This window comes from Arthrobacter sp. Leaf337 (genome assembly GCF_001423745.1).
GTDB lineage: Bacteria > Actinomycetota > Actinomycetes > Actinomycetales > Micrococcaceae > Arthrobacter.
Genome location: NZ_LMPC01000008.1, coordinates 51,759 through 77,744, shown reverse-complemented (window position 1 = coordinate 77,744; position 25,986 = coordinate 51,759). Strand labels below are relative to the sequence as shown.

Genomic DNA, 25,986 nt, shown 5'->3' with positions numbered 1-25,986 from the left:
CCTTCCGGTCCCTCCCGCGAGGGGAGCTGGAAGCCCGAGCCGAGCCACTTTTGAGGGTGCCGCCGGGTGGCCGGGCGTAGGATTTGAAATGGACGCCAACGCTGCCGCCATCAGACTGGCACCGTACGGAAAGGCGTGACCCCCCTTGAAGCTTTTGGCCGAGATGTTCACGATTGCCCCCGGCAATAAGGACCATCAGGTCGCGATCCGTTGCGCCGTGGGTGTCTTTGTTCCGTTGATCATCGTGGTCCTGATCGGCCGGAGCGACCTGGCGATCTTCGCCTCCTTCGGTGCCTTCACCGGAATCTACGGTCGCGGGGAGCTGCACCGGAAGCGGCTTTTCATCCAGATGCGCGCCGGTTCGCTCATGCTGCTCGTCATCCTGATGGCCACGTTGTCCGCCCGCGCTGGCCAGGCCCTGGGGCTGTCGGACGCCGCGAGCACCTGGACGCAGGTGGCAGCCACCACGGTGGTTGCCGGGGCGTGTTCGCTGGTGATTGCCTTGTGGCGCCACCGGCCGGCGGGTTCGTTGTTCCATATCTTCGCCTTCGCGGCCATCGCTTCGATTCCGAACCAGCCGCCGCTCTGGCAGTGCATGCTCGTCGCGATTCTTACCACCGTGTTCTGCCTGCTGATCGGCATTTCCTCCCGTCTGGTGCGGAGCCGCCGAACGCCCTGGGCCATGCCCGCGCCGGCCCGGCTAACGCAGGAGGAGAAGCGCGCCGCCTGGCTTGAAGCGATGGGCTACGTCGTGGCTGCGGGGCTCGCCGGCACACTGGCCACCATTGTGGGGCAGTGGCTTGGCTTCGGCCACAACTACTGGGCCATGGTGGCTGCAGTCGTTCCGTTGGTGGGCCGGACCACCCGACACCGCGTGGCCAGGGGCATCCAGAGAATCATCGGCACCGTGCTGGGGCTGATCGTGCTTGCCGGTGTGCTGTTGCTGAATCCCGCGCCCTGGCAGATGGTCCTGATGATCGCCGCGTGCCAGTTCGGCGCAGAGATGTTCATCGCCCGCCAGTACGTCCTGGCGCAAATATTCGTGACGCCACTGGCTCTCACTGCCACGCTGCTGGCGGCGCCCACTGCCCCCGAAGTGCTGCTGCGGGACAGGATCGTCGAGACGGTCATCGGCGCCGCCGTCGGCATCGCCGTTGTGGGTGCCCCCGCCGTTTGGCGGCGGATGTGGGCGGGGGACAAGGCGCGGCGCATTGCCGCGTTATGAGGCCCGGCCGCTTGGAGCGCCCGGGCGTTAGGAAGGCCCGACGGCGGTCCGCTTGCCTGCCGCTGCGGTGACCGCCTGCGGCACCAGGACGAGCGCCGCCACGGCAAGGACGGCCGCGCCGGCGAAGACGTAGAAGCCCCAGGGATAGGCGATTCCGGCGGCCACCAGGGTGCCCGTCACGGCCGGGCCGAGGATGGCTCCGAGGCGTCCGACCCCTGCGGCGAAGCCCAGTGCGGTGCCGCGCAGCCGGGCCGGGAACAGCTGGCTGACCCAGGCGTACACCAGCACCTGTGAGCTGAAGACGAAGACGCCGGTCACGAACACGGCCGCGTTCAGGAGCAGTTCATTCTGGATCTTCACGCTGAGCGCTGCGAGGAAGACGGCGGAGAGGAAGAACCAGAGAAGCACGATCTTCTTGGTTCCATGCTTGTCGGCCAGGATGCCGGCCACCACCAGGCCAACCACCGCGCCCACGTTCAGGACAAGCAGCAGGGAGAGTCCTGCGCTGAGCGTGTAACCGGCGGAGGACATGAGCTGCGGCAGCCAGGTGTTCAGCCCGTACACGAGCAGCAGGCCCATGAAGGAGGCGACGGCGATGCCTGCCGCAACGAGGGGGTACGGTTTCCGGCCGAGGTCCCGGAAGCTGGCGCGTTCTTCGACGGCGGGCTCAGCGGCCTTGGCGGGATGGGTGCCGGACGCCGGAGAGAGCGCCGGCAGGGAAACAACCGCGGGCAGCGTTTCCGGCAGCTTGAACCACAGGAACGGCACCAGCGCGAAGCCGGCGACACCGCCAACCACGAACATGATGCGCCAGTCCGGGATGACCATCAGCGCCAGGAAGGCCGTGGCCACGGCTCCGGCGTGGTAGCCGGTCATGGTCCGCGTGGTGGACTTACCGGCCGAGCCTGCGGGGGCGTAGTCGTTCATGTATGCCAGGGCGGCCGGGAGGCAGGCACCCAGCCCCAGCCCCGCCAGCAGCCTGAAGATGCTGAAGACGGCAACGTTGGGGGCAAAGACCACGGCAATCGTGAAGATGGAGAACCACGTCACGCAGGCAACCAGCAGGTTCCGCCGGCCGAAGCGGTCCGAGAGCGGCGCAATGAACAGCGCTCCCAGCCCTACGCCCACCAGTGAGATCGTTGCGGCGAACGTGGCGCCGACGGCGTCGAAGCCGAGGTCGTGGGTCTTGATGAGGGTGGGGATGACGGTGCCGAGCACCACCAGGTCAAAGCCGTCCAGGACCATGGCCAGCCAGCACAGCCAGACGGGCCAGCGTGATTTGTTTTCCAACGACGTCGTTGACATTGCTACCTCAGAGTTGATTTCTTGCCGGTTGGTTTCTCCGTGGCACCGGCCGGGACCGAAGGTTCCCTCTCCTGAGATTTGTACCACTGGCCCCTGTTGTGTGGGACACTTCAAACCATTCAATGGAAGGGGAAATGTGGCCAACTCGGGCTCCGGGGACTCAGTGGTGGACCGCGTGGTCCGCGTCATCGCCGCCTTTCCGGACGGTGTCAACGTCCTGCCGCTTTCCGAACTCGCGGCCCGGGCCGGGCTTCCGCTCACCACGGCTCACAGGCTGGTGCGGCAGCTGGCGGGACACGGGCTCCTGGATGTAGGGTCCGGCGGCTCGGTACAGCTCGGGCTGCGGCTGTGGGAACTGGTGAACCGCAATTCGCCCACACTGGAACTGCGCCGGGCTGCCATGCCGTTCATGGAGGACATCCAGCAGGTGCTCAACCAGAACGTGAACCTCGCCGTGCTGGACGGCTGGGAGGCCCTCTTTGTGGAGCGTCTGTCGCGGCGAGGCTCGGTGGCCAACCGGGCACAGGTGGCCGGCCGGATGCCGGTGCATGTGTCCTCCGCCGGACTGGTGCTGATGGCCAACCAGCCCCGCGCGGTCCAGGCGGAATACCTGGCGGGCTTCACGGATCCGGCCGGCAGGCTGACGGTGGAAGAGCTCCGCATCCAGCTGGGGGAGGCCGCACACCAGGGGTACGCCCAGCTGGCCGGCGTGGTGGATCCGGACACCTGGGGAATTGCCGTCCCGGTCATGAACCGCAAGAAGCGGACGGTGGCCGCGATCGGCGTCGTGGTTCCGTTGCGCGAGGTGCGCCTACAGGCGCTGGTGCCGGCGCTGCAGACCGCCGCCCGCGGAATAGGGCGGCGCCTCGCTGAATCGCAAAGCCTTCCGGAGGGGCGGGACTAGATGGGCCCCGCAGGATTCCATTCAACGGAATCCTTGTAACGCGGATCACTGGGCCGGGAGCACACTGTAGCCAGACGATCCAACAGGTCCCGGAACCCCCGCCGGGCCCCGCAACGAAGCGAGGAAACACCATGGCAGCCCGAAAAGTCATCACCACCCAAGTGGCCATCCTGGGCGCCGGCCCGGCAGGACTGATGCTCTCCCATCTGCTCGCCAAGTCCGGCATCGAATCCACCGTCATCGAAATCCGCAGCCGGCAGGAAATCCAGGAGACGGTCCGCGCAGGCATCCTGGAGCATGGCACCGTGAACATGCTGGTGGACAGCGGCGTCTCGGACCGGGTGCTGCGGGACGGCGACCGGCACGACGGGATTGAGCTGCGCTTCAACGGCGAAAGCCACCGGATCGACTTCAAGGACCTGGTGGGGGAGTCGGTGTGGCTGTACCCGCAGACCGACGTGTTCATGGACCTGGCCGCACGCCGCGAGGCCGACGGCGGGGACGTCCGCTACAGCGTCACCGACACCACCATCCACGACATCGAGGGATCGCCGAAGGTCTGGTTCACGGACGCTGACGGCGTGGAATACGAGCTGCAGGCTGATTTCATTACCGGCGCGGACGGTTCGCGCAGCCACTGCCGCTTCCAGATCCCCGAGGCGGACCGCAAGTGGTACTTCCACGAATACCCCTTCGCCTGGTTCGGCATCCTGGCCGAGGCTCCCCGCAGCTCCGATGAGCTCATCTACGCCAACTCGGACAACGGCTTCGCCCTGATCAGCCAGCGGACCGAGACCGTCCAGCGGATGTACTTCCAGTGCGATCCCAACGAGGACGTCAACAATTGGAGCGAGGACCGCATCTGGGACGCCTTCCGCAGCCGGGTCAACGGCAACGGATTCGAGCTCAAGGAAGGCCCGGTCATCGACAAGATGGTGCTCAAGTTCCGCAGCTTCGTCCACGCCCCCATGCGCCACGGCAAGCTCTTCCTGGCCGGCGACGCCGCCCACACCGTGCCCCCCACCGGGGCCAAGGGGCTCAACCTTGCCATCCACGACGTCAAGGTCCTCTTCGAAGGCCTGGAAAGCTACTACAAGGGCGGTTCCACGGCACTGCTGGACGCCTACAGCGACCGCGCCCTGGAGCGCGTCTGGAAGGCCCAGCAGTTCTCCTACTGGATGACCTCCATGCTCCACACGCCGGTGGATGCCGATGACTTTTCCCGCGCACGCCAGCTCGGCGAACTCAACTCGGTGGTCTCATCCCGCCATGGCAGGGCGTACCTGGCCGAGGCCTACACCGGCTGGCCGTCTGCCTGACGGGGCCGCCTGACGGGTCCGCCTGACGGGGCCGCCTGACGGGTCCGCCTGACGGGTCCGCCTGACGGGTCCGCCTGACGGGTCCGCCTGACGGGTCCGCCGTAGACTCGGTGCATGTACGCCATCACCATCGTCGGCGGGGGCATTGCCGGGCTGGCACTAGCGGCGACGCTTGACCCGGATCGCTTCGACGTAACCGTTCACGAGCAGCGGAACGCCGTGCCGGCAGTGGAAACGTCCCTGGCTATGTGGCCCCAGGCCCAGCACGCCCTCGACTCCGTCGGGATCCTGCCGGAAATCCGGGCGGCAGGCTCCGCCTTCGAAGGCATGGCCCTGCGGGATGCTGCCGGGACAGCCTGGCTTCGAGCCGAGGTAGCCGGTGTCATCGGCGTTTCACGGGCGGACCTGCTTCGGCACCTGGACGCCGCCGTGCCGGATTCGGTAACCCGCGTGTTTGGGGCGGTGGCCTCGCTCCCCGACGGCGGCGTGCTGGTCGGGGCCGACGGCGTGCATAGCGTGGTCCGCAGGGCACGCTGGGGTCCGCGGTCCCGGGAGCGGCTCAGCCCCTACCTCGCGCTGCGCGGCGTCATCCACGAACCTGTGCCCGCCGACAGTGGCGGCGAATACTGGGGCCGCGGCGAATTGTTCGGCATCGCGCCGGCCTCCCGGCAGCGGACGTATTGGTACGCCTCCTACCGGTCAGACCTGGGGCCGGGCGGCATCGACGTCGAAGCGGCGCTGGACCACACCCGCCGTCGGTTTTCCGGAAAAGCGGCCGGAATCGTCAGTGTCCTGGCGGGGGCAACACCGGAGGGGACCCTCGCCCAGCGGATCTGGACCGTGCCGGCCCTGCGCAGCTACGTGCGGGGCGGCTCCGTGTTGGTGGGAGATGCCGCCCACGGCATGACGCCCAATCTCGGGCGTGGGGCCTGCGAGGCCCTGATTGACTCCGTCACACTCGCGGAACTGCTCAACTCCCGGCCGCTTCCGGAGGCGCTCAAGACGTACAACAAACGGCGCGTGTTGCGCAGCCAGGCCTTGCGGGTGGCGTCGTCGGCAATGACCCGGCTCGTCCTCGCCGAATCCGCCCAGCCGCTCAGGGACAGGATTCTCAGCGTGGCCGGGCGGCTCAGCCGGTAAGCCCGCCGCTCGCCGTCGACACCTTGGCGCCCGCTGCCTCCGTCGCCGGTGAACCGACGGGCACCGCAGTGCCAGCATCAGCATCTGGTGTGCCGCGCTTGCCGCGCTTGGAGCCGTGGCGTCCGCCAGGCCGGCTGCCGGACCGCCCGTACACCAGGTACATGGTCAGCCCGGTGATGACCATCAGCAGCACTGTGTAAACAAAGGTGTTGGAAACGCCGTCGACGCCTTCTGCGCCGTCCGTGTTGGCTTTGATCACGAGGCCCAGGGGCTGGACCAGCGGGTGGGCCAGGAAGATGGCGGTGTCGTAGTCGTCCAGCATGCTGTTGAAGTTGAGGGCAGCAATGGCCGCCGCAGCGGGCAGGACCAGAGGCAGCAGGATGCGGCGGAACACATAGATCGTCTTCGCCCCCATGATCGTTGCCGCCTCTTCCAGAGAAGAATTAATTGACGCAAACGAGGCCTTGAGCATCCTGAGCGTGAAGGGAATCTTGACCGTGACAAACGCGATCAGGAGGATGACTGTGGTTCCGGTAAGTACGGCGCCGCCGACCAGAGGGTTCGGGTGGTCGTAGCTGATGATCAATCCCAGTGCGAGCAAAGCCGACGGCAGGATCCAGGGGATGTGCAGCAGGTACTCGAAGAGGCCAGTCACCCAGTTTTTGTGTTTCTGAAGGATCCGCGCCACAAAGAGCAGGCCGCCCACAGCGATGGCCGCCGCCAGGGCGCTGTAGATAACGCTGACAATGAAAGGCCGCAAGCCCGCGGGCTGTGTCAGTACGCGCACGTAGTTGTCGATCGTAAGGCTGCCCGGCGAGAGCTGGCCGGTTTGGATGGCGGCGCCGTCCGCGAAGGAAAACAGCACAATCAGCACTACCGGGAGGGTGTAGACCGCGAACAGCAGGTAAGCGGCTGCGTGCACGGCAATGTTGGCTGCAGGATTGGTGATCCTCTGCTTCTGCAGAGCGGAGGAAACCTTGGACACCGAAAAGTAGGTCCCGCCCTTCTCCAGGCGGGACATCACAGCGAGCATCAGCATGGTCGCTACGCCCAGGATGACGGCTAGCAGGGCCGCCAGATCCCGTGATGTGGGGCTATTCGTGAAAGTAAGGATCATAGGCGTGATCGTCTGGAAGTCGCGTCCGCCGAGGACCTGCGGCGCGCTGAGTGCTCCCAGGCCGGTGAGGAAAGACAAGATGGTGACGGCAAAGAGCGTGGGCTTCAGCATGGGCAGCACAATGCGCCGAAGGATGGTCCAGGTGGAAGCGCCAAGGTTCCTGGCCGCTTCGATGGTCTGGTAATCGACGCCTTTGAGGGCGTTGGCGACGAAGAGCATGTGGTTGGTGGTCGTGGCGAAGGTCATGACCGCCAGCACGGCGAAGAATCCCGAAAACCAGTCGGGCTCCATGCCGGGAAAGATGTTCAGCAGGAAGGCGGTGACGATTCCCTTGTCGCCATAAATGAACTTGTAGCCCGCCGCCAGCACGATGCCGCCGTAGATGAAGGTCGTGGCGTAGCCCAGGAACAGGATCCGGGAACCGCGGATCCTGAAGTAATGGGTCACGAGGACGATGAAGATGCCCACAACGTTCACGGTGATGGAAAGTGCCACGGCCAGCAGGAAGCTGTTGCCCAAGGATTTCATGGCCCGCTGGGACGATAGGAGTTTCTCCGCCGCCCGGCCCGAAAAGGTCCCGCCGGGGAAGAAGGTTTCGATCAGCACGTTCGCGTTGGGCCAGACGAGGAAGGCTGCGATGAACCACGTCAGGACCGTTCCCACGATGATGATGAACGGTGAACGGAGCATGGTCCTGGCGGGGGTGCTGCTCATCGGAGGGCCGCCGCCTGATCCCGGCCGGGCTGATCCTGCCCGGCCGGTGCGGCATCCTGCAGTGCGGCACCGGTGTCTGGGTGGTACTGCAGCACATGACCCGGCTGGACATAGACGGTCGTCTCCGAACCCGCCTCGGGATGCACGCCGCCGTCCTCCTTGACCAGCAGCCGGATGTCGGCGCCATGGCTCCGGACTACATAGCGGCTGTGGAGGCCGTGATAGGTCCGGGACACCACGGTTCCGGTGAGCCCGACGGCTGTGCCGCCGTCTGCGGGGCGGGTCAGTGACGCCTTTTCCACCCGCAGGTAGGAGTTGGCTGTCACACTGAGACCTGCACCCGCGAGCCGGTTCATTTCAGCTACGAACTCCGCGGTCAGGGGGGAACTGTCGCCAATGAAGTTGCACACGAATTCCGTGGCTGCCCTGTCGTAGATGTCCTGGGGAGTGCCCACCTGCTCCACGACGCCCTTGTTGAAGACGGCGACGCGGTCGCTCATGGCCAGGGCCTCGTCCTGGTCGTGGGTCACGTAGACAGTGGTGATTCCGAACTCGGACTGCAGGTCCTTGAGCTGCTGCCGGAGCTGGTGCCGGAGCTTGGCATCCAGATTGGACAGCGGCTCGTCGAGCAGCAGGATCTTGGGGCGCAGCACCAGCGCTCGGGCAACTGCCACCCGCTGCTGCTGGCCGCCGGAAAGCTCTGCCACGTTCTTGTCCAGCTGTTCGTCGCTGAGCTCCACCCGGCGCGCAATATCGCGCACCAGGCGGTCGCTCTCGGCGGACTTCTCTTTCCGGACGCGCAGGCCGAAGGCGATGTTGTCCCGGACGCTCATGCTGGGGAACAAGGCGTAGTTCTGGAACACCATCCCCACCTGGCGCTTGTCGCTGGGGAGGCGCGTGACGTTTTTCCCGTCCACGTGGACGGTTCCCGAGGAGGGTTCTATGAATCCGGCCAACGTCCGAAGCGCCGTCGTTTTGCCGCAGCCCGACGGGCCCAACAGCGTGAAGAATTCACCGGGTTGGACGTGGAGGTCCAGGTGCGGGATGGCAATGAAATCGCCGAAGGAAACTTCGATGTTGTCCAAGCGGATCATGGGGAACCTGTCTGGTGGGACTGCAGAAGCGGGGCTGGGCAGGGGCTACGTCATGTATTCGAGCTCAATCTTCTCCACCCAGGCCCCCATGTTTTCCTGGACGAAGTTCCAGTCGATGTCCTGCTGCTTCAGCCCGTCGAAGAACTCGACCACCTCCGGCTTGGCCTTGGCGGCGGCACTCTTGTTCACCGGCATTGAATTGAACTGCTGCGCCCACTCACCCTGTACGTCGGCGCTGCCGAACCAGTCGATGAACTTCTGTGCCTGCTCCTTCTTGTCAGTGCCCTTCACCAGGGCGACCTGCTCCACCGCGAGGGGGACGCCGACGGACGGCACCACGGTTTCGACGTTGACCTTGAAGGACTTCTCCCGTTCCGCCACGATCGAGGAGGGCATCTGCCCCATGTCCACATCCCCTGACGCGATGCGGGCGAAGAGGTCGGTTTTCGCGACGGCGGGGCTGCCGTTCTTGAAATACTGCTCCACCTGCTTCCAGCCCTCATCCGAGATGCCCAAATCGCCGGAATCGTCCTTGTAGCGCGAAAGAATGCCGGCGAACACCAGTTGCGCCGTGGCCGTACCCAGACCCGTGACCCGCTCATAGCGAGTCTTGAATTCGTCCTTGGACCACAGGTCAGTCCAGTCCTTCGGTGCCTGCTCCGGGGTGATCTTGTCCGAGTTGTAACCGAGCAGGATGGCCTGCTTCACCAGCGGCCAGTAGGCCTTGTCGTCGTCGCTGTCGGCGAGCGAGGCGTCGACTTCGCCCGCCCAGGCAGGCTCATAGGCCTCGATGGCGCCGGCTGATTTCACCTGGGCGAAATACATGTTGTTGAGGCCGAAGGCCACGTCGGCAATGGGGTTGTTCTTCTCGGCGATCAACTTATTGGTGGCATCGGCGCCGCCTGCGCCCACAATCTCAATCTTGAAGCCGGCGTCCGCCGCCTTTTTTGTCAGCCAGTCTCCGCGGCCCTCTCCGTTGGAGTTGGTGTACACCACCAGGGTCTCGCCTGATGCCCCGGCGGCGGATGAACTTCCCGTTGCTTCGGGCGCTGCGGCGCCGGCACCGCAGCCGGCCAGGAGGGTGACGGCGACGGCGGCGGCAGCCATTGTTTTAAGTTTGTGCACGATTGAGACCCATTTCTGAACTGGAACCGGAGCATTGTCCGGCAAGCCTATAGCGGCTCATGCCGATTAAGGCCGTTTATAGCTATCGATTCGATAAACTACCCGGCCCCGGCGTTCGAGTCTGGTCCAAGCGCCCCAACGGCGTGCGCCCGTGGCTTTAACGTGCGGTGAACTTCCGGCGTCTCAGGATGGGGGCGGGGTCAGTCCTGCTCCAGGGTCTCCGTCAGGTGGTGCGTGGGGATGCGGTCGCGGTCGTAGGTGATCTCGGTATAGCCGTGCGGTTCAGGCTTGCCTTGCTGGTTGAGGTTTACGAACACGATTTCCTCGATGGTGAGGATGCTCTGCCGGGTGATCATGTTCCGCACCTCGGCGCGCATGGTCAGGGACGTCCGGCCGAACCGGGTGGCAGTCAGCCCCATCTCAATGAGGTCCCCCTGGACCGCTGAGCTGACGAAGTTGATTTCAGAAATGTATTTGGTGACGGCCCGGCCGTTGCCGAGCTGCAGGATGGCGTAGATGGCCGCTTCCTCATCGATCCACTTCAGCAGGCTCCCGCCGAACAGCGTGCCGTTGGCATTGAGGTCTTCAGGACGCACCCATTTGCGCGTGCGGAAAGTAATGTCTGCCGATTCCATAATGCGAGATTAGCCGACGGCGGGCCGCCAGCCGCAGTGTGACGGTCCGCCAGGGGACGGCGGTGGCCGGCTCCTTCCGCCGTCAGGCCATGGCAGTGTGGGCGGCGCTGTGCGAATCGATGGTCTTGGCGTAGCAGTAGGAGTGCTCAACCCCGATGTAGGGCCCGAAGTTGGGCACTTCGTCGAAGCCGCAGCTCTGGTAGAAGTTCCTGCCGTCCGGCTGGGCCGAGCCCGCCTCGGCGGTGATCGATGTGACGCCCATGCCGTAGGCGTGCGCTTCCAGTGCGGCGAGGATGGAGCTCGCGACACCCGAACCGCGCGTGTAGGGCAGGACGTACAGCCGTTTGATCTCCGCCGTAGTGGAGTCCAGCATCCTCAGGCCGCCGCAGCCCACCGGCTGCCCTGAGCTTTTTTCGTAGGCCACCAGGAATACGGCGGTGTCCACTTCCGACGGCGGAGGGCCGGGTTCGTGGTCCTTCGTGCCGAAGCGGGCGTCCAGTTCTGCCTGCTGTGCCGCACGCAGGTCGGCGCCCACGGGGTTGGCCCAAGTGACCTGCCGGATGTTGAGACGGGGGTTGGTCTGCATCGCTGCCTCGATTCGCCGAAGGGTTATGCAAAATAAGCCTAAGAGGGGGCGGTTTCCGCGGTGTTTCCTGCGGGTAAGCGTCCGGAGAACTGTGGATTCACGGACGGCTGCCGTGTCCTAGCGGCGCACCAGCGTCCTCAGCAGCTTGAGCGCCACGGAAATGGAAGCGATATCCACGTTGCCCGGCCTGGTTACCTCGGCGAACGTGTCCTTGATCCGTCCCAGCTGCTCCTGGTGCCCGCGTTCCCACGCCACGATGCGCTCGACGGCGTCAGAACCGCCGGCGTCGGGAACCTGCGTTGTCTCCATCACCGAAACAGTCATGTCCGCCACGGCCGAATACACGTCATCGCGCAGGGCTGCGCGTGCCAGTGCCTCCCATTTGCTCTGCCGCGGCAGGTCGGTGATCCTGAGCAGCAGGTTAGCGGCGCCGATCCGCTGGAACACCGCGTAGTAGACGTCGGCGATGGTGTCGACCGGTTCGTGCACCTGTTCGGAAACCAGGGAAATGTCCAGCAGCCCGAAGCTCTCCAGCAGGTCCGAGGCGCGCAGGCCAAGCTCCCGGGGCATCCCCACAGCGTCCCAGTGGGCGAGCCGTTCCTGCACCCTGTCCAGATCGGAGCCGCGGAGGTAGTCCACGGTTCGGGTGCGCAGCACTTCCAGGGTAGGCAGGATCCGTCCCAGCGCTTCGGCAACGGGCTGATCCCGGTGGTCGTGCGTGACGTACCACCGGGTCGCACGATCCAGGATCCTGCGCATGTGCAGGGTCGCTTCGGCGGCGTGTTCACTGGGATACCCGGCAGGGAGCGCGGCCAGCCGGTTGACGATCCACGGCAGGTCGTAGGCCTCCCGTGCCACGACGAAGGCCCTGGCCACGGCTGCGGCCTGGGCTGTGGTTTCTTCGATGGCGCGGAACGCGAACGTGATTCCGCCGAGGTTGACCATGTCGTTGGCCACAACGGTGCACACGATCTGGCGGTGCAGCGGGTGCGTTTCCAGCTCCGCCTCGAACCGCTCGGACAGCTGGCGCGGAAAATAGCTTCTCAGGACGCGCCGGAACCACGGGTCCTCGGCGAGGTCGCTGGCATTGAGCTCCGCCGCCAGCTCGATCTTGGCGTAGGCGGCCAGCACCGCCAGTTCCGGCGAGGTCAGGGTCTTTCCTGACCGCAGCCGCTCCTCGAGTTGCTCGTTGCTTGGCAAGCCCTCCAGGCGGCGGTCCAGGTCCGTGGCGTTCTCGAGCCAGTCCATTGTCCGTTCGAAGCCCGGGCTCCACTCGCGCACCAGGTGCCTGTCGTTGAAGAGCAGGACGTTCTGGTCGGTGTTGTTGGCGAGCACAAGGCGGGCCACTTCGTCGGTGAGGGAATGCAGGAAGGCTGCGCGTTCCGGTACTGCCATCTTTCCCGCGGCGATCATCCGGTCCACGAAGATCTTGATGTTCACTTCGTGGTCCGAGCAGTCCACTCCGGCCGAGTTGTCGATCGCGTCGGTGTTCAGCAGGACGCCGGAAAGTGCGGCCTCAATCCGCCCGAGCTGCGTGATTCCCAGGTTCCCGCCCTCGGCGATGACTTTCGCCCTCACCTCATTGCCGTTGATCCTGATGGGGTCGTTGGCCTTGTCGCCTACCTCCGTGTTGCCCTCGGAGGAGGCCTTGACATAGGTTCCGATGCCGCCGTTGTAGAGCAGGTCCACCGGTGCCCGGAGGATGGCCTGCAGGAGTGCATGGGGTGGCAGCGAGTGGGTCCCCTGGGCCAGGCCGAGTGAGCTCCGGACCTGTTCCGTGATGCTGATGGCCTTGACCCGGCGGGAATGTACCCCGCCGCCTTCGCTGATGAGCGCCGGATCGTAGTCCGCCCAGGAAGAACGTGGAAGGGCAAAGAGTCGCCGACGTTCCTCGAGCGAGGCCTCCGCATCGGGGTCCGGGTCGAGGAAGATGTGCCGGTGGTCGAAGGCGGCCACCAGGCGGATGTGGCGGGAGAGGAGCATCCCGTTGCCAAAGACGTCGCCGCTCATATCGCCGATGCCGACGACTGTGAAGTCCTCCTCCTGGCAGTCCACGCCCAGCTTGCGGAAGTGGTGTTTCACCGATTCCCAGGCCCCGCGGGCCGTGATGCCCATCTGCTTGTGGTCGTATCCCACGGACCCGCCGGAGGCGAAGGCATCGCCCAGCCAGAAACCGTATTCCCCGGCCACTGCGTTCGCAGCGTCGGAAAATGACGCTGTTCCCTTGTCAGCCGCCACCACAAGGTAGTAATCGTCGACGTCGTGACGCACCACCCGCGCCGGCGGCACCACTGTTTCGCCGTGCGCCGTCGCGACTAGATTGTCGGTGAGATCCAGCAGCCCGCGGACGAAGATCCGGTAGCATTCCAGGCCCTCGGTCAGCCAGGCTTCGCGGTCCGCGGACGGGTCCGGCAGCTGCTTGGGGTAGAAACCGCCCTTGGCGCCGGTGGGCACGATCACCGAGTTCTTCACGTTCTGCGCCTTGACCAGGCCCAGGACCTCGGTGCGGAAGTCCTCGCTTCGGTCCGACCACCGCAGCCCGCCGCGGGCCAGTGGCCCGAAGCGCAGGTGGACGCCTTCCACCCGGGGCGAATATACCCAGATTTCATACTTGGGGCGGGGAAACGGTGCGTTCGCGATGGCGGCAGGGTTCAGCTTGAAGCTCAGATGGGGTCTCCCCTGGAAGTAGTTGGTCCGCAGCGTGGATTCCACCAGGTTCATGAACGTGCGCAGCAACCGGTCGGCGTCCAGGACGGGAATGTCCTCGATCGCCGCCAGCAGGTCTTTCCGGACTGCGTCGGTATCACGGAACCGGCCAGGCACGTCCAGGTCCGGATCGAACTTTGCCTGGAACAGAGCCAGCAGCCCGTGGGTTGCCCGGACGTTGGCCAGGAGGGTATCGGCCATGAAGCCGTATGAGTTGGTGGTGCCCAATTGCTGGAGGTACTTGGCATAGCTGCGCAGGATGGCCGCCTGACGCCATTCGATGCCTTCGCGGAGTACGAGGCCGTCAAACCGGTCCGATTCCGAGTCCCCGCGCATCGCCGCTCCAAAAGCGTCAGCCAGCAGCCCGCTGGTCCCGGCCGGATCCACGCCGGCGGGGTACCGGACGCCAAGGTCATAGAGGAACAACGGCCGGCCGTTCCCGCGCATCACGTCGAAGGGCCGCTGGTTCAGCACCTCCAAACCGAGGTTGTGGAAGAACGGCAGGATGCGCGTCAGGCTGTGGGCAGTGGTCAGGTAAAGCCGGATCCGTGCGTCTTCGGCCAGCGTCGGGGAAGCGCCGGTCCGGACGTAAACGGCCAGCTGGGGGTCGTCCAGCGGTCGTCCGCCTGCGCCGTCGAGATCGAACTGCTCAAACCGCCGGATGTCCTCCACGGCATCCTCGACCTCGAAATCCGCCCGGTAGCTGGCCGGGAACGCGGCAGACCACAGCGCCGACAGCCGGCTGGCTTCGGCGGACGGCAACCTGTCACGGAGCGTTTCATCCAGGCCTTCGGCCCAGGTCCGCGTTGCGTTGACAACGCTCCGCTCCACTAAGCCCGGATCGACGTCGGACATGCCGCTGGCAGGCAGGAGTATCCGGAAGAACACGCGCGCCATGGGGGATTCGCTCAACCGGACTTCGAATTCGAGCGATGAGGACCCGAAAGTGTGCTTGAGTTCCTGTTCGATGCGGAGCCGGACGGCGGTGCTGTACCTGTGCCGGGGGAGGAACACCAGGGCCGACACAAAGCGGCCGTAGGTGTCGGGGCGCAGGAACACGCGTGTCTGGTGATGCGCCTGCAGGAGCAGGATCTCGCGGGAGAGCCTGGCCAGTTCGTCCACGTCCAGGTGGAACAGCTCATCCAGCGGGAACGACTCAAGGACCGCCAGCAGCTGCCTGCCCGGATGGGAAGCTTCGGTGAAGCCGAACCGTTCCTGGACAGCAAGGACCTTGTCCCGGATCATCGGGATGCGCCGCACGGAGCGGCCCGTGGCGCCCGGGGCGAACAGGCCCACAAACCGCACCTCGCCTGTTGCAGTCCCTGCAGTGTCGAAGGTCCGAAGGAGGATTTCGTCCAGGTAGGCCGGGCGGGGGACGGATGATCTCAGGTCGGAGGTGGCGATTGTCAGAACCTGCGAATGTGGGAGGCCGGTGACCGGCTGGAGGGCTTCCGGCCGCCCGTCCCTGAGCAGGCCCAGCCCCGTGGCGGGCCGCAGCCTGACGCTATCCGGGCCGCCCGCCGTCGGGTATTCATACTCGCTGTATCCCAAAAACATGAAGTTGCCACGGTCCAGCCAGGTCAGGAGTTCCCCGAGCTGCTCAGGTGTCGGCACCATGCCGGCAGGCAATCGGTCCAGGGAACTGACGGCCCGCGCCAGCCTGGTGTGGATCGCTGGCGTGTCATCGGCGACCAATTGAACGTCAGCCAGAACACGCCGCACGTTGCCGATGAGCTCCGCGATTGCCCGCGGCCCGGCCAGGCGGCCTATCTCTGCCGCCACCCAAGTCTCGGCCGACCACCCCTGCCGGTCCCGTGCGGTGTGCGCTGCCGCGGTGCCGGTGGACGCGGCGCCGGCGACGCTGCCCGTCGCTCCGGTCGGCGGCGGCCCGTGACGTACTTCGACCAACCGGGCCGTCTGCGGATCCCGCCGCACCAGGAAATTGGGGTGCACCAGCAAGCGGATGGATTCATCCTGGCGGGTCAGCTCCGCGGTGAGCGAATGGAGCAGGTGGGGTATTGCGTCGGCAACCACGAGCAGGACACTCGCGTCGCTTTCGTTCAGGATGTCGACGGCCGCCGTCCCGGCAGGACGGGTGTCCGCCAGCTTCGCATGGCGCCGGGCCCGCTGTTCCAGGTTTTCGGAACTGTAACCTTGGAGATCCTCCGGCGCTACGTGCTCATAATAGGCCGCGAGGAACTGTTCGTCGACGCCGAACAGACCGCCGGCGGGGGCGTGCTCGGGGTGTACCGCCTTGCGTGACATGCCACTGCGCCTCCACTGCGCGGGAGCAACCGCACACCGCGGCCGACCATCCTGTCCCCACGCCTGCTTTCATCATGAACGCGTTCGGGGGAGCAGTCCAGTGCCTGCGGGCAGTGTGGTGGTCAGGCAGGTCCGCCGGCGGGGTCCTCTGCTGTGGGGTCGGCCAGAGCCAGGCCGCCCACCGGACTGTCGTCCCAGTGGATGAGCTCCCAGCCGCTGTCGGGGTCCCCCTCCAGCGCCACAATGCCGGTGTTATCCAGGACGTGCCTGACAGCAAAGTCCGGTTCGATGTTGCCGGCCCGCAGGCCGGCCCACACCCGGATGGCTGCACCGTGACTGACCACGGCCACAGACGCGGAATCCCCGAGGCCATTTGCCCGGTCGGCGACTTGTGCGATTGCGGCGTCATAGCGGTCGAAGAAGTCCCGGCCGCTGGGACCGGCGGGCATCCGGCGGTCCAGGTCGCCGTCGGCCCAGGAAAATATGGTTCCCAGGTACCGCTTGTGCGATTCGTGGTCCGTCTGCTTTTCCAGCGCTCCGGCCTCGATCTCGTGGATGCCCTCGATCACCTCGGCCTCGAGGCCCTGCAGCCGCGCCAGGGGAGCAGCCGTGATCTGTGTACGGATCAGCGTGGAGGCATAGAGGGCCTGGATCGGCTCATTCACCAGGGCACGCGACAGGGCCTCGGCCTGGCGCTCGCCCAGTTCCGTGAGGCCCGGCCCCGGGTGTGCGGTATCCAACTGGCCCAGCACGTTCCCGGGGGTCTGGCCGTGCCGGATCAGCAGAAGCCTCATTTGAGGTGGTCCACCAGTTCGGTGGCGATGCCGGTGTACTTTCCGGGCGTCAGGGCAAGCAGCCGCGCTTCGGCGTCGGGGGACAGGCCCAGCCCCTGTACGAATTCCTGCATCCGGGCGGCGTCCACGCGCTGTCCGCGGGTGAGGTCCTTGAGCCGTTCGTAGGGGTTTTCCATCCCTTCGACGCCGGCAATCGCTTCGGCGCGCATCACCATCTGGATCGCCTCACCCAGCACTTCCCAGTTGGTGTCGAGGTCGGCGGCCAGGACGTCCTCGGCCACATCCAGGCGCTCCAGGCCCTTGACCACGTTGGAGATGGCCAGCAGGGAGTGCCCGAATGCCACGCCGATGTTGCGCTGGCTTGAGGAATCGGTGAGGTCGCGCTGCCAGCGCGAGGTCACCAGGGTGGAGCCGAGAACATCAAGCAGGCCTGAGGAGATCTCCAGGTTGGCCTCGGCGTTCTCGAAACGGATCGGGTTGACCTTGTGCGGCATGGTGGAGGAACCCGTGGCGCCCGCCACCGGAATCTGAGCGAAGTAGCCGATGGAGATGTAGCTCCAGATGTCTGTGCACACGTTGTGCAGGATCCGGTTGAAACGCGCGACGTCGGCGTACAGCTCCGCCTGCCAGTCGTGGCTTTCGATCTGGGTGGTCAGCGGGTTCCAGGTCAGGCCCAGGCCCTCGACGAACGACTTCGCGACCTGCTGCCAGTCGGCGCCCGGCACGGAGGCCACGTGCGCGGCGTAGGTGCCGGTGGCGCCGTTGATCTTGCCCAGGTATTCGGTCTTGGCGATGCGGTCCAGCTGGCGGGTCAGGCGGTGCGCAATGACGGCGAGTTCCTTGCCCAGTGTGGTGGGCGTGGCCGGCTGGCCATGCGTGCGGGAGAGCATGGGCACGCTGCGGTTGTCGTCAGCCATCTTGCTGATCTGGGCCACAAGGGTCCTGGCGGCGGGCAGCCACACGTCCTCCACAGCCCCCTTGACACCCAAGGCGTAGGAGAGGTTGTTGATGTCTTCGGACGTGCACCCGAAGTGCACCATGGCGGTCAGACGCTCAATGCCGATGGCCGGGAGCCTGCGGCCGATGTAGTACTCCACAGCCTTGACGTCGTGCACCGTCACGGCCTCGATTTCGGCCAGCTCGGTGACCGAAGCCGAATCGAATTCGGTGACGATCGCGCGGAGCTGGTCCTGCTGTTCAGCCGTCAGCGGCCCGGCGCCCGGCAGCACGTTGTTGCCGGTCAGGTGGATGAGCCATTCAACTTCCACGGCCACGCGGTCGCGGTTCAGGGCCGCCTCGGACAGGTAATCCACCAGGGGCGCTACGGCGGACTGGTACCGGCCGTCCAGCGGGCCGAGGGCAATCTTGTCCGGCGACGCGGCGAGGGCCAGGCGTCCGGAAGGCGTACGGGTGTCAGCTGTGGCGGCAGTTTCAGGCATGTGCTGATTGTTTCACGAAGTCGCGCCGCCCCTTAAGCGCGGAGTCCGTATGACTTGTCCTCCCCAGGCCCGGGGTTCCGGGGTGTCCCCCGTTTTCCACATAGTCGACGTCGGCGGTACCAGGCCCTTGGGCCGCTCCGTAGCGTCGTCATCACCGACCATGCGGAACAACAAAGTCAGGGGAGCTGGAATGAGCGGCAGCATCACCGCAGCGGATGCCAACATGTGCGGATCGCGGAGCTTCGAAGTGCAGCAGCTGGCATGGCGGGTCGCCAACTTCGCCCACAGCCTCGATACGTCGATGCTCAGGTTCCGCCACGTGCAGCTGGCTGAGTGGCAGTCCCCGGCCGGACAGGCGTACCGCACGGCCATCTCGCTGCAGGCAGCCGCGCTGGACCGGGCACGGGAGCGGCTGATGGCGGCTTACGAAGCCGTGCTTCGCCACTCACAGCAGGTCCCTGTCTCGTCCCAGCGGACTCCCGGGGGCGGGTACTGATGGCGGCGGCCACACCCTCCGGAAGCGGCGGACCGCTGGGGCCGCTGGAACCGGCCACCGACGGGAGCATGCGGATCCGCGGCGGTGTGGGCGGAATCCGCTTCCAGCTGGAGGAGCTCATGGCCGGTGCGTCCGAACTGGAAGGCATGGCTGAAGAACTCGCCGCCGTCGAAATCGGCGTCCGCCGGATCTGGGAAGAGCTGTGTCCCTACCAGTACGATCCACGGCCCAGCGGCACGGCGGCACTCATCGCGGTGGGTGAAGGCGGTCAATCGGTGCGCGCCGTCAGGGAAGGACTCCAGCACCTCAGCGATCAGGTCCGCGCAAGCCACCGCGACTACGAAAGGGCGGAGTCGCTGGCCGCCGCCGGGATCCGCCCGCCGGAGGACGGCTGGAGCTTCCTGCCCTTGTTGTTCGTGGATCTGACAAAGACCAACTACCCAAGCCGGGACGCGGCCGAGGCCCTCGCGCTGCCGGCATCCATCATGCTGCTGGCAACCATTGCACCGAAAGAGGACCTCGCCAGGGCCCTGGCCGCAGAGCTGGCCGCCGGCAGGCACATTTCAGCCTCGGGTGCCTTCGTTCGCAGGTTGACGGAGAACTACTTTCCGTGGCTGAAGCCCCGGCCGGTCACTGCGGTAGAGGAACTGACGCGCGACGTCGACGTCGATACCTCCCCAGCCGGGCTGCTTGCCCGGCTCCGTGAGCTGGACGCTGACGGGCACGGGACAATCGAAGTGGTCCAGGTCGGGAACGGCGGGCACAAGGCATTCATTGTCATCGTCCCCGGCACACAACGCACTGATCCGCCCGGGGGAGTGAACCCGCTGGATGAGGCAGGAATTGTGGAGGCGCTGGGATACGGCTCGGAGCAGCTCAATGCCGCCGTCACCTCGGCGTTGCACCAGGCCGGGGCCTCCAAGGGCGACCAAGTGGTCGCTGTCGGCTACAGCCAAGGCGGGGTGCATGCCATGAACCTCAGCAGCGACAAGGCGTTCCTCGCCGAATTCAACCTGAAGTATGTCCTCACGGCCGGATCACCGGTGGGCGGAATTACCCCCGAAACCGGAATCACGTCCCTGCATGTGGAACACCGCCAGGACTGGGTCCCCGGCAGCGACGGAATTCCGAATCCGGACACCCGGGACAGGGTCACCGTCACGTTGACGGACCGGGTGATCACCCCGGAAGGCAAAGACCCCGGGCTCGGGCCCGGCCATAGCCTTGAAAACTACGAGGCAGGGGCCAGGGCGGTGTCCGCCAGTGAAGACCCCTCTTTGGTCGCAAACACTGCGGTCCTGGCCGGAGTCCTCGGCGTCGGCGGCGCAGGGACAGCCACGCGTTTCGCCGTAAACCGGGAGCCCCGGGTTACGTCTGCCCGCCAGCCGGATCGGCCGCCATTGGGTGCTGCCAGGTGGGTTGCACGCTAGCTGCACCAGCCCGTTTAGCGGCGGACGCCCGTGATCCTGCCAGCCACGAGGGAGACCAGCGTGATGATGATGGCCGCCAGAACCGCCGTCCAGAAGAAGGAGTCGATGGTGAAGTGGACGGGGGTGTAACTGCTGAGCCAGGAGGTCAGGTACAGCATGGCGGCGTTGATGACGATAGTGAACAGCCCCAGCGTGAGGATGGTGATCGGCAGCGACAGCAGGCTGACGATCGGCCGCACCAACGCATTGACCAGGCCGAAGATCAGGCCGATGAACAGGTAGGCGAGAATGATGCCCAGAGGGTCGGTTCCCTGCGTGACGCCGCCTTGGGCAACGGCTTCGGTCGTTGCGGTGGTGGAGATGTCCAGACCGGGCAGGATCCAGCTGGCAATCCAGAGGGCAAGGCCATTGATGAGAACCCGCACGATGAAAGAAAACATGGGCCCATGCTTTCACACGGCGGAGGAAAGCGGCAGGACCGGAGAAGTAGGCTAGTTGGCATGACTTCACCAGAGAACCCCGCCGGGGGAATCAGGCCCCGTCCGGTCGTGGACAGGCTTCCCCGTTATGCCGCCGGCAAGCCTCCCGCCGCCGTCGAGGGTCTAGCCAGCTACAAGCTGTCCTCCAACGAGAACCCGCTTCCGCCCATCCCTGCAGTGTTGCAGGCCATTGCGGACCAGACCGATTTCAACCGCTACCCCGACCCCCTCAGTACGAAACTCCGGGGGGCGCTCTCGGAATTCCTGCAGGTTCCCGCCGAAGACATCGTCACGGGGGCGGGCAGCCTGGGCGCGCTGAACCAGCTGCTGGTGACCTTCGCCGGGCAGAACGACGACGGCAAGGCCGATGAAGTCATCTACGCCTGGCGGTCTTTTGAGGCATACCCCATCTGTGTCGGGCTTGCCGGGGCCGAAAGCGTGAGGATCCCCCTGACGCCCGACGGCCGCCACGACCTCGATGCCATGGCAGCCGCCGTTACCGCGCGAACCAAAGTCATCCTGCTGTGCACCCCCAACAATCCCACCGGTCCCATCCTCGAATCCGAGGAAACCGAGCGGTTCATTCGCTCCGTCCCCTCGGACGTCGTCATCGTTATTGACGAGGCATACCAGGAGTTCGTGCGCGCCGAGCACGCCGTGGACGGCATCGAGATGTACCGCAAGCACCCGAATGTGGTGGTCCTCCGGACCTTCTCGAAGGCGCACGGGCTGGCCGGCCTCCGCGTGGGGTACAGCGTCTCCCACCCGGACCTCACGCAGCACCTCCGGGTGGCCGCCACGCCGTTCTCGGTATCGCAGATCGCCGAGCGGGCGGCTGTCACCTCGCTGCAGAACTTCAGCCAGGTTGTAGAAAGGGTACAAAGCCTTGTGGACGAGCGTGACCGCGTGACGGCCGGGCTGCGCGAGCTTGGCTGGTTCGTGCCGGACGCCCAAGGCAACTTCGTCTGGCTCAACCTGGGCGAAAACAGCGCGGAGTTCGCCGCGCTGGCGGGTGAAAACGCCCTGTCCGTGCGGGCATTCGGCAACGAGGGTGTCCGGGTGAGCATCGGCGAGGAGGAAGCGAACAGCCGTTTCCTCAAGCTCTGTGCGAACTATACAAAGCCGCCACGGCGTTCCTAGCGCTTAACATAACGCCCGGCGTCCGCCTACTGCGGATAAAGTAAGGGACAGTAAGCCAAAATATATGCCGGATCAGGAATGTATTCCCGATCCGGCATATATCCCAGCGAGATTGCGACGCTCTTGTGAGCGGCAAGCAAGGAGACGGTATGGGCGCCACACACCTGCCCGCTACCGAGTTCGACGGAACCGGGGTAGATGACCAGCTCGAGGCGGAAGCCGAGGCCGTGCTGGGCGAACCTCCCACTCAAATGGTCCAGCTCCTGGGTCCGGACGGCACCTTGGGCGAAGATCCGGTCTTCTCTGCCTACGCCGACCGTCTGGACGCTGATAAGCTGCGGGGTTTCTACGCCGACATGGCAGCCATCCGGCGCTTTGACCAGGAGGCAACTGCGCTCCAGCGGCAGGGCCAGCTTGCCCTTTGGGTACCCCTCACGGGTCAGGAAGCAGCCCAGATCGGTTCGGGCCGGGCCAGCCAGCCGCAGGACTACATTTTCCCCACTTACCGCGAGCACGGAGTCGCCCTGACGCGCAACGTCGACCTCGCCGAGCTGCTGCGCCAGTTCCGCGGCGTGTCCAACGGGGGCTGGAACCCCAAGGACACCAACTTCCACCTGTACACCCTGGTCCTCGCAGCGCAGACTCCGCATGCCGTCGGCTACGCCATGGGGATCCAGCGTGACCAGAAACTCGCGGCCGCCAACGCCACTCCGGGACAGCCGCAGGAGCCCAAGGCAGCGGTCATGGTCTACTTCGGCGACGGCGCCAGCTCCGAAGGCGACGTGCACGAATCCATGGTGTTCGCATCGTCGTACAACGCGCCCGTGGTCTTTTTCTGCCAGAACAACCATTGGGCCATCTCGGTGCCCAGCACCGTTCAGACCCGCGTCCCGCTCGCCGACCGTGCCAAGGGCTACGGTTTCCCGGGGATCCGGGTGGACGGCAACGACGTCATCGCAGTCCATGCCGTCACAGAGTGGGCATTGGAGCGCGCCCGCGAAGGGAAGAGCCCCGTGCTCATCGAGGCGTTCACCTACCGGGTCGGCGCCCACACGACGGCCGACGACCCCACAAAGTACCGCGGCTCCGACGAAGAGGCGCAGTGGCGGGCGAAAGACCCCCTCGAACGGCTCGAGAAGTACCTCCGCGCCGAGAACCTCGCGGACGATGACTTCTTCGCCAAGGTTAAGGCAGACGGCGATGAGCTCGCCGCCTACGTCCGCAAGACGACCCACGACCTCGAAACCCCGGACATCCGGACGGCGTTCGCCAACACCTACGCCGAAGCGCACCCGCTGGTGGCCGAAGAACTGGCCTGGTTCGAGGAATACAGTGCAGGATTCGCCGACGAATCAGAGACAGTTGAGGCAGATACAGACGGGGCAGCCAACCGATGACCACCATGACCATCGCCAAGGCCATCAACGAAGGCCTGCGCGCGACGCTGAACAACAACCCCCGCACCCTGCTCATGGGCGAGGACATCGGTCCGCTCGGCGGCGTCTACCGGGTCACCGACGGGCTTATCGGTGAATTCGGCGCCGACCGCGTCGTGGACACCCCGCTGGCCGAGTCCGGCATCATCGGCACCGCGATCGGACTTGCCCTCAGCGGATACCTGCCGGTCTGCGAGATCCAGTTCGACGGCTTCGTTTTTCCGGGCTTCAACCAGATCACCACCCAGCTGGCCAAGATGCACGCGCGCAGCAACGGAAACCTCACCGTGCCGGTCGTCATCCGCATTCCGTACGGCGGCGGCATCGGCTCGATCGAACACCACTCAGAGTCCCCTGAGGCGCTGTTCGCCCACACGGCCGGCCTCCGCATCATCACCCCTTCCAACCCCCACGATGCCTACTGGATGATCCAGCAGGCCGTCGACTGCCAGGACCCGGTGATCGTTTTCGAACCGAAGCGCCGCTACTGGCTCAAGGGCGACGTCGACACCGAATCACCCGGCGCCTCGGCGGACCCGTTCAAGGCCCACGTCCTGCGCGAAGGCACCGACGCCACCGTGGCGGCCTACGGTCCGCTGGTTCCGGTGGCCCTCGCCGCGGCCACAGCCGCTGCCGAGGACGGCCACAGCGTGGAGGTGATCGACTTGCGGTCCATCTCGCCGATCGACTTCGACACCGTCACGGAATCCGTGAAGAAGACCGGCCGGCTTGTCGTGGCCCACGAGGCACCGACGTTCGGCGGCATCGGTGGCGAAATCGCGGCCCGGGTCAGCGAGCGGGCCTTTTTGTCCCTCGAAGCCCCGGTGATCCGTGTAGGCGGCTTCCACATGCCCTACCCCGTGGCGAAGGTGGAAGAGGACTACCTGCCGGACATCGACCGCATCCTCGAGGCGCTGGACCGCGCCCTCGCGTACTGACGACTTCCTGCTGACAGCCTCCTACTGACGATGCCTTCCAAACCGAGGACCCCATGACTGTAAACAAGTTCAACCTCCCCGACGTGGGCGAAGGGCTCACCGAGGCCGAGATCGTTTCGTGGAACGTCAAGCCCGGCGACAGCGTCGCGATCAACGACATTCTGTGTGAGATCGAGACGGCCAAGTCCCTCGTGGAACTACCGTCGCCGTTTGCGGGCACGGTCACCGAACTGCTCGTGCCCGTGGGAGTAACGGTCGACGTCGGGACTCCGATCATCAGCGTCAGTGACGCCGTGTCCGGCGACCCGACACCCGCGGATGCGCCGGTTCCCGCCGCAGCTGCACAGGTGCAAACACCGGCACAGGCGCCGGCCGCCCCTGCTTCGGGTGCGGAGGCCGCGGGTGTCTCCGACAAGGCCGTCGGCCCGCTGGTTGGCTCGGGTCCCAAGGCCGACGCCGTCAAGCGCCGCCCGCGCAAGGCATCTGCGGCCGCGGCGGGCCCTGCGCCATCAGCCGCGGCGCCGTCCCCGGTGGTCGAGCCTGTTCCAGTAGTCGAGCCAGTCGAGACCCAGGGCATCTGGATCAACGCCGGCGCGCCCACGGTCACAGACGCCGGAGCGGTCCCCGAGGAAGGCTCGGGGCGCCCGACCCTCGGCGGCACCATCAGCGGCCTGGTGAACAAGGTCCTGGCCAAGCCTCCGGTGCGCAAAATAGCCCGGGACCTCGGGATCGACCTCGCAGACGTCGTGGCCACGGGTGCACGAGGCGAAGTCACCCGCGAAGACCTGGTCAGCTACCAGGCCCAGCGCGATGCCGAAGTGGACAAGGCGGACACCTTCTGGGGCAAGTCCGGCCGGCCGCAGGACCAGCGCATCGAGCGGATTCCCGTCAAGGGTGTCCGCAAGGCCACGGCCAAGGCGATGGTGGAGTCGGCGTTCGCCGCACCGCACGTCAGCATCTTCGTGGACGTCGACGCCAGCCGAACCATGGAGTTCGTCAAGCGGCTCAAGGTCTCTCGCGACTTCGAAGGCATCAAGGTCTCCCCGCTGCTGATCCTCGCCAAGGCAGTGATCTGGGCAGCCGCCCGCAACCCCAGCGTCAACGCCACATGGGTGGACAGCGCCGACGGCAGCGATGCCGCCGAGATCCACGTCAAGCACTTCATGAACCTGGGAATCGCAGCGGCAACCCCGCGCGGCCTGATGGTGCCGAACATCAAGAATGCCCAGGACCTCTCGCTCAAGGAACTGGCTCTGGCGCTCAACGACCTGGCCACCACTGCCCGGGCGGGAAAAACCCAGCCTGCCCAGATGCAGGGCGGCACGCTGACCGTCACCAACATCGGCGCGCTGGGCATCGACACCGGCACTCCGATCATCAACCCCGGCGAAGTGGCCATCGTGGCCTTCGGCACCATCAAGCAGAAGCCCTGGGTCCTTGACGGCGAAGTCATTCCGCGCTGGATCACCACCCTTGGCGGGTCCTTCGACCACCGCGTGGTGGACGGCGATCTCTCGGCGCGCTTCATGGCCGACGTCGCGGCGATCCTTGAGGAGCCGGCCCTCCTGCTGGATTAGTACTGCTGGATCAGTACCAGTCCGGAGCAGAAACCAAGGGAACCCCGCCGCTGTCAGCGACGGGGTTCCTTTTGCGTTTGTTGAGTCAGCCTGCGTCTGTTGTACCAGCCGAAAGGGGCGGC

The 25,986-nt window shown here is 65.8% G+C and carries 20 protein-coding genes; 10 read left to right on the top strand and 10 right to left on the bottom strand.

Annotated features, from left to right (window positions below):
* Nucleotides 1–145 precede the first annotated feature (145 nt).
* Nucleotides 146–1,225 (top strand): FUSC family protein, encoded by a 1,080-nt coding sequence (locus ASF98_RS08025; RefSeq protein WP_055799943.1) that lies wholly within the window; start codon nt 146–148, stop codon nt 1,223–1,225.
* 27 nt (nt 1,226–1,252) lie between these two features.
* On the opposite strand, the gene ASF98_RS08020 is transcribed toward ASF98_RS08025, so the two are convergent.
* On the bottom strand, nt 1,253–2,530 hold the full coding sequence (locus ASF98_RS08020; protein WP_055799941.1) for an MFS transporter: 1,278 nt from the start codon (nt 2,528–2,530) through the stop codon (nt 1,253–1,255).
* A gap of 136 nt (nt 2,531–2,666) precedes the next feature.
* Between ASF98_RS08020 and ASF98_RS08015 the strand changes: the two genes are divergently transcribed.
* The 3 genes from ASF98_RS08015 (at nt 2,667) to ASF98_RS08005 (ending at nt 5,893) form a co-directional block, all read left to right on the top strand.
* Nucleotides 2,667–3,434, top strand: a complete 768-nt coding sequence (locus tag ASF98_RS08015) for an IclR family transcriptional regulator (RefSeq protein ID WP_055799938.1) — start codon at nt 2,667–2,669, stop codon at nt 3,432–3,434.
* Between the two features lie 131 nt (nt 3,435–3,565).
* Nucleotides 3,566–4,753 (top strand): 4-hydroxybenzoate 3-monooxygenase, encoded by a 1,188-nt coding sequence (locus ASF98_RS08010; RefSeq protein WP_055799935.1) that lies wholly within the window; start codon nt 3,566–3,568, stop codon nt 4,751–4,753.
* A 114-nt stretch (nt 4,754–4,867) separates the two neighbouring features.
* On the top strand, nt 4,868–5,893 hold the full coding sequence (locus ASF98_RS08005; RefSeq protein ID WP_055799933.1) for an FAD-dependent monooxygenase: 1,026 nt from the start codon (nt 4,868–4,870) through the stop codon (nt 5,891–5,893).
* Here ASF98_RS08005 and ASF98_RS08000 read toward each other — a convergent pair.
* From ASF98_RS08000 to purB, 8 genes are all read right to left on the bottom strand, one after another.
* Entirely contained in the window at nt 5,883–7,724 is a 1,842-nt protein-coding gene (locus tag ASF98_RS08000) for an ABC transporter permease (RefSeq protein ID WP_055799931.1), read from the bottom strand. The genes ASF98_RS08005 and ASF98_RS08000 overlap by 11 nt on opposite strands.
* On the bottom strand, nt 7,721–8,818 hold the full coding sequence (locus ASF98_RS07995) for an ABC transporter ATP-binding protein (protein ID WP_055799929.1): 1,098 nt from the start codon (nt 8,816–8,818) through the stop codon (nt 7,721–7,723). The genes ASF98_RS08000 and ASF98_RS07995 overlap by 4 nt, the downstream gene beginning before the upstream one ends.
* A gap of 45 nt (nt 8,819–8,863) precedes the next feature.
* Complete coding sequence (locus ASF98_RS07990) at nt 8,864–9,925, bottom strand: extracellular solute-binding protein (protein ID WP_442854032.1); 1,062 nt, start codon at nt 9,923–9,925, stop codon at nt 8,864–8,866.
* A 218-nt stretch (nt 9,926–10,143) separates the two neighbouring features.
* Complete coding sequence (locus tag ASF98_RS07985; protein ID WP_082506761.1) at nt 10,144–10,578, bottom strand: acyl-CoA thioesterase; 435 nt, start codon at nt 10,576–10,578, stop codon at nt 10,144–10,146.
* 82 nt (nt 10,579–10,660) lie between these two features.
* Nucleotides 10,661–11,164 (bottom strand): GNAT family N-acetyltransferase, encoded by a 504-nt coding sequence (locus tag ASF98_RS07980; RefSeq protein ID WP_055799926.1) that lies wholly within the window; start codon nt 11,162–11,164, stop codon nt 10,661–10,663.
* A 117-nt stretch (nt 11,165–11,281) separates the two neighbouring features.
* Nucleotides 11,282–16,135, bottom strand: coding sequence for an NAD-glutamate dehydrogenase (locus ASF98_RS07975; RefSeq protein WP_055799923.1), 4,854 nt, complete (start codon nt 16,133–16,135; stop codon nt 11,282–11,284).
* 122 nt (nt 16,136–16,257) lie between these two features.
* Nucleotides 16,258–16,929, bottom strand: a complete 672-nt coding sequence (locus tag ASF98_RS07970) for a histidine phosphatase family protein (protein ID WP_055799920.1) — start codon at nt 16,927–16,929, stop codon at nt 16,258–16,260.
* Nucleotides 16,926–18,368: an adenylosuccinate lyase gene (gene purB, locus ASF98_RS07965; protein ID WP_055799917.1), complete on the bottom strand. Its 1,443-nt coding sequence runs from the start codon at nt 18,366–18,368 to the stop codon at nt 16,926–16,928. Before purB ends, ASF98_RS07970 begins: the two co-directional genes overlap by 4 nt.
* 190 nt (nt 18,369–18,558) lie before the next feature.
* On the opposite strand from purB, the gene ASF98_RS07960 reads away from it, so the two are divergent.
* Both ASF98_RS07960 and ASF98_RS07955 read left to right on the top strand, forming a co-directional pair.
* The gene (locus ASF98_RS07960; RefSeq protein WP_235505713.1) at nt 18,559–18,864 is read left to right on the top strand and encodes a hypothetical protein; all 306 of its coding nucleotides are present in this window, start codon (nt 18,559–18,561) and stop codon (nt 18,862–18,864) included.
* Nucleotides 18,864–20,294, top strand: coding sequence for a hypothetical protein (locus tag ASF98_RS07955; RefSeq protein WP_055799912.1), 1,431 nt, complete (start codon nt 18,864–18,866; stop codon nt 20,292–20,294). Before ASF98_RS07960 ends, ASF98_RS07955 begins: the two co-directional genes overlap by 1 nt.
* A gap of 14 nt (nt 20,295–20,308) precedes the next feature.
* Here the strand turns inward: ASF98_RS07955 and ASF98_RS07950 are convergent, their stop codons facing one another.
* A complete protein-coding gene (locus ASF98_RS07950; protein WP_028271454.1) occupies nt 20,309–20,734 on the bottom strand; it encodes a phage holin family protein in 426 nt (141 codons plus the stop codon).
* A 60-nt stretch (nt 20,735–20,794) separates the two neighbouring features.
* Here ASF98_RS07950 and ASF98_RS07945 point away from each other — a divergent pair, with 60 nt between their 5' ends.
* The 4 genes from ASF98_RS07945 (at nt 20,795) to ASF98_RS07930 (ending at nt 25,864) form a co-directional block, all read left to right on the top strand.
* The gene (locus ASF98_RS07945; protein ID WP_200939326.1) at nt 20,795–21,913 is read left to right on the top strand and encodes a histidinol-phosphate transaminase; all 1,119 of its coding nucleotides are present in this window, start codon (nt 20,795–20,797) and stop codon (nt 21,911–21,913) included.
* Between the two features lie 149 nt (nt 21,914–22,062).
* Nucleotides 22,063–23,310, top strand: coding sequence for a pyruvate dehydrogenase (acetyl-transferring) E1 component subunit alpha (gene pdhA, locus ASF98_RS07940; protein WP_055799907.1), 1,248 nt, complete (start codon nt 22,063–22,065; stop codon nt 23,308–23,310).
* Entirely contained in the window at nt 23,307–24,287 is a 981-nt protein-coding gene (locus ASF98_RS07935; RefSeq protein WP_055799904.1) for an alpha-ketoacid dehydrogenase subunit beta, read from the top strand. The genes pdhA and ASF98_RS07935 overlap by 4 nt, the downstream gene beginning before the upstream one ends.
* 53 nt (nt 24,288–24,340) lie before the next feature.
* Nucleotides 24,341–25,864, top strand: coding sequence for a dihydrolipoamide acetyltransferase family protein (locus ASF98_RS07930; RefSeq protein ID WP_055799901.1), 1,524 nt, complete (start codon nt 24,341–24,343; stop codon nt 25,862–25,864).
* Nucleotides 25,865–25,986 lie beyond the last annotated feature (122 nt).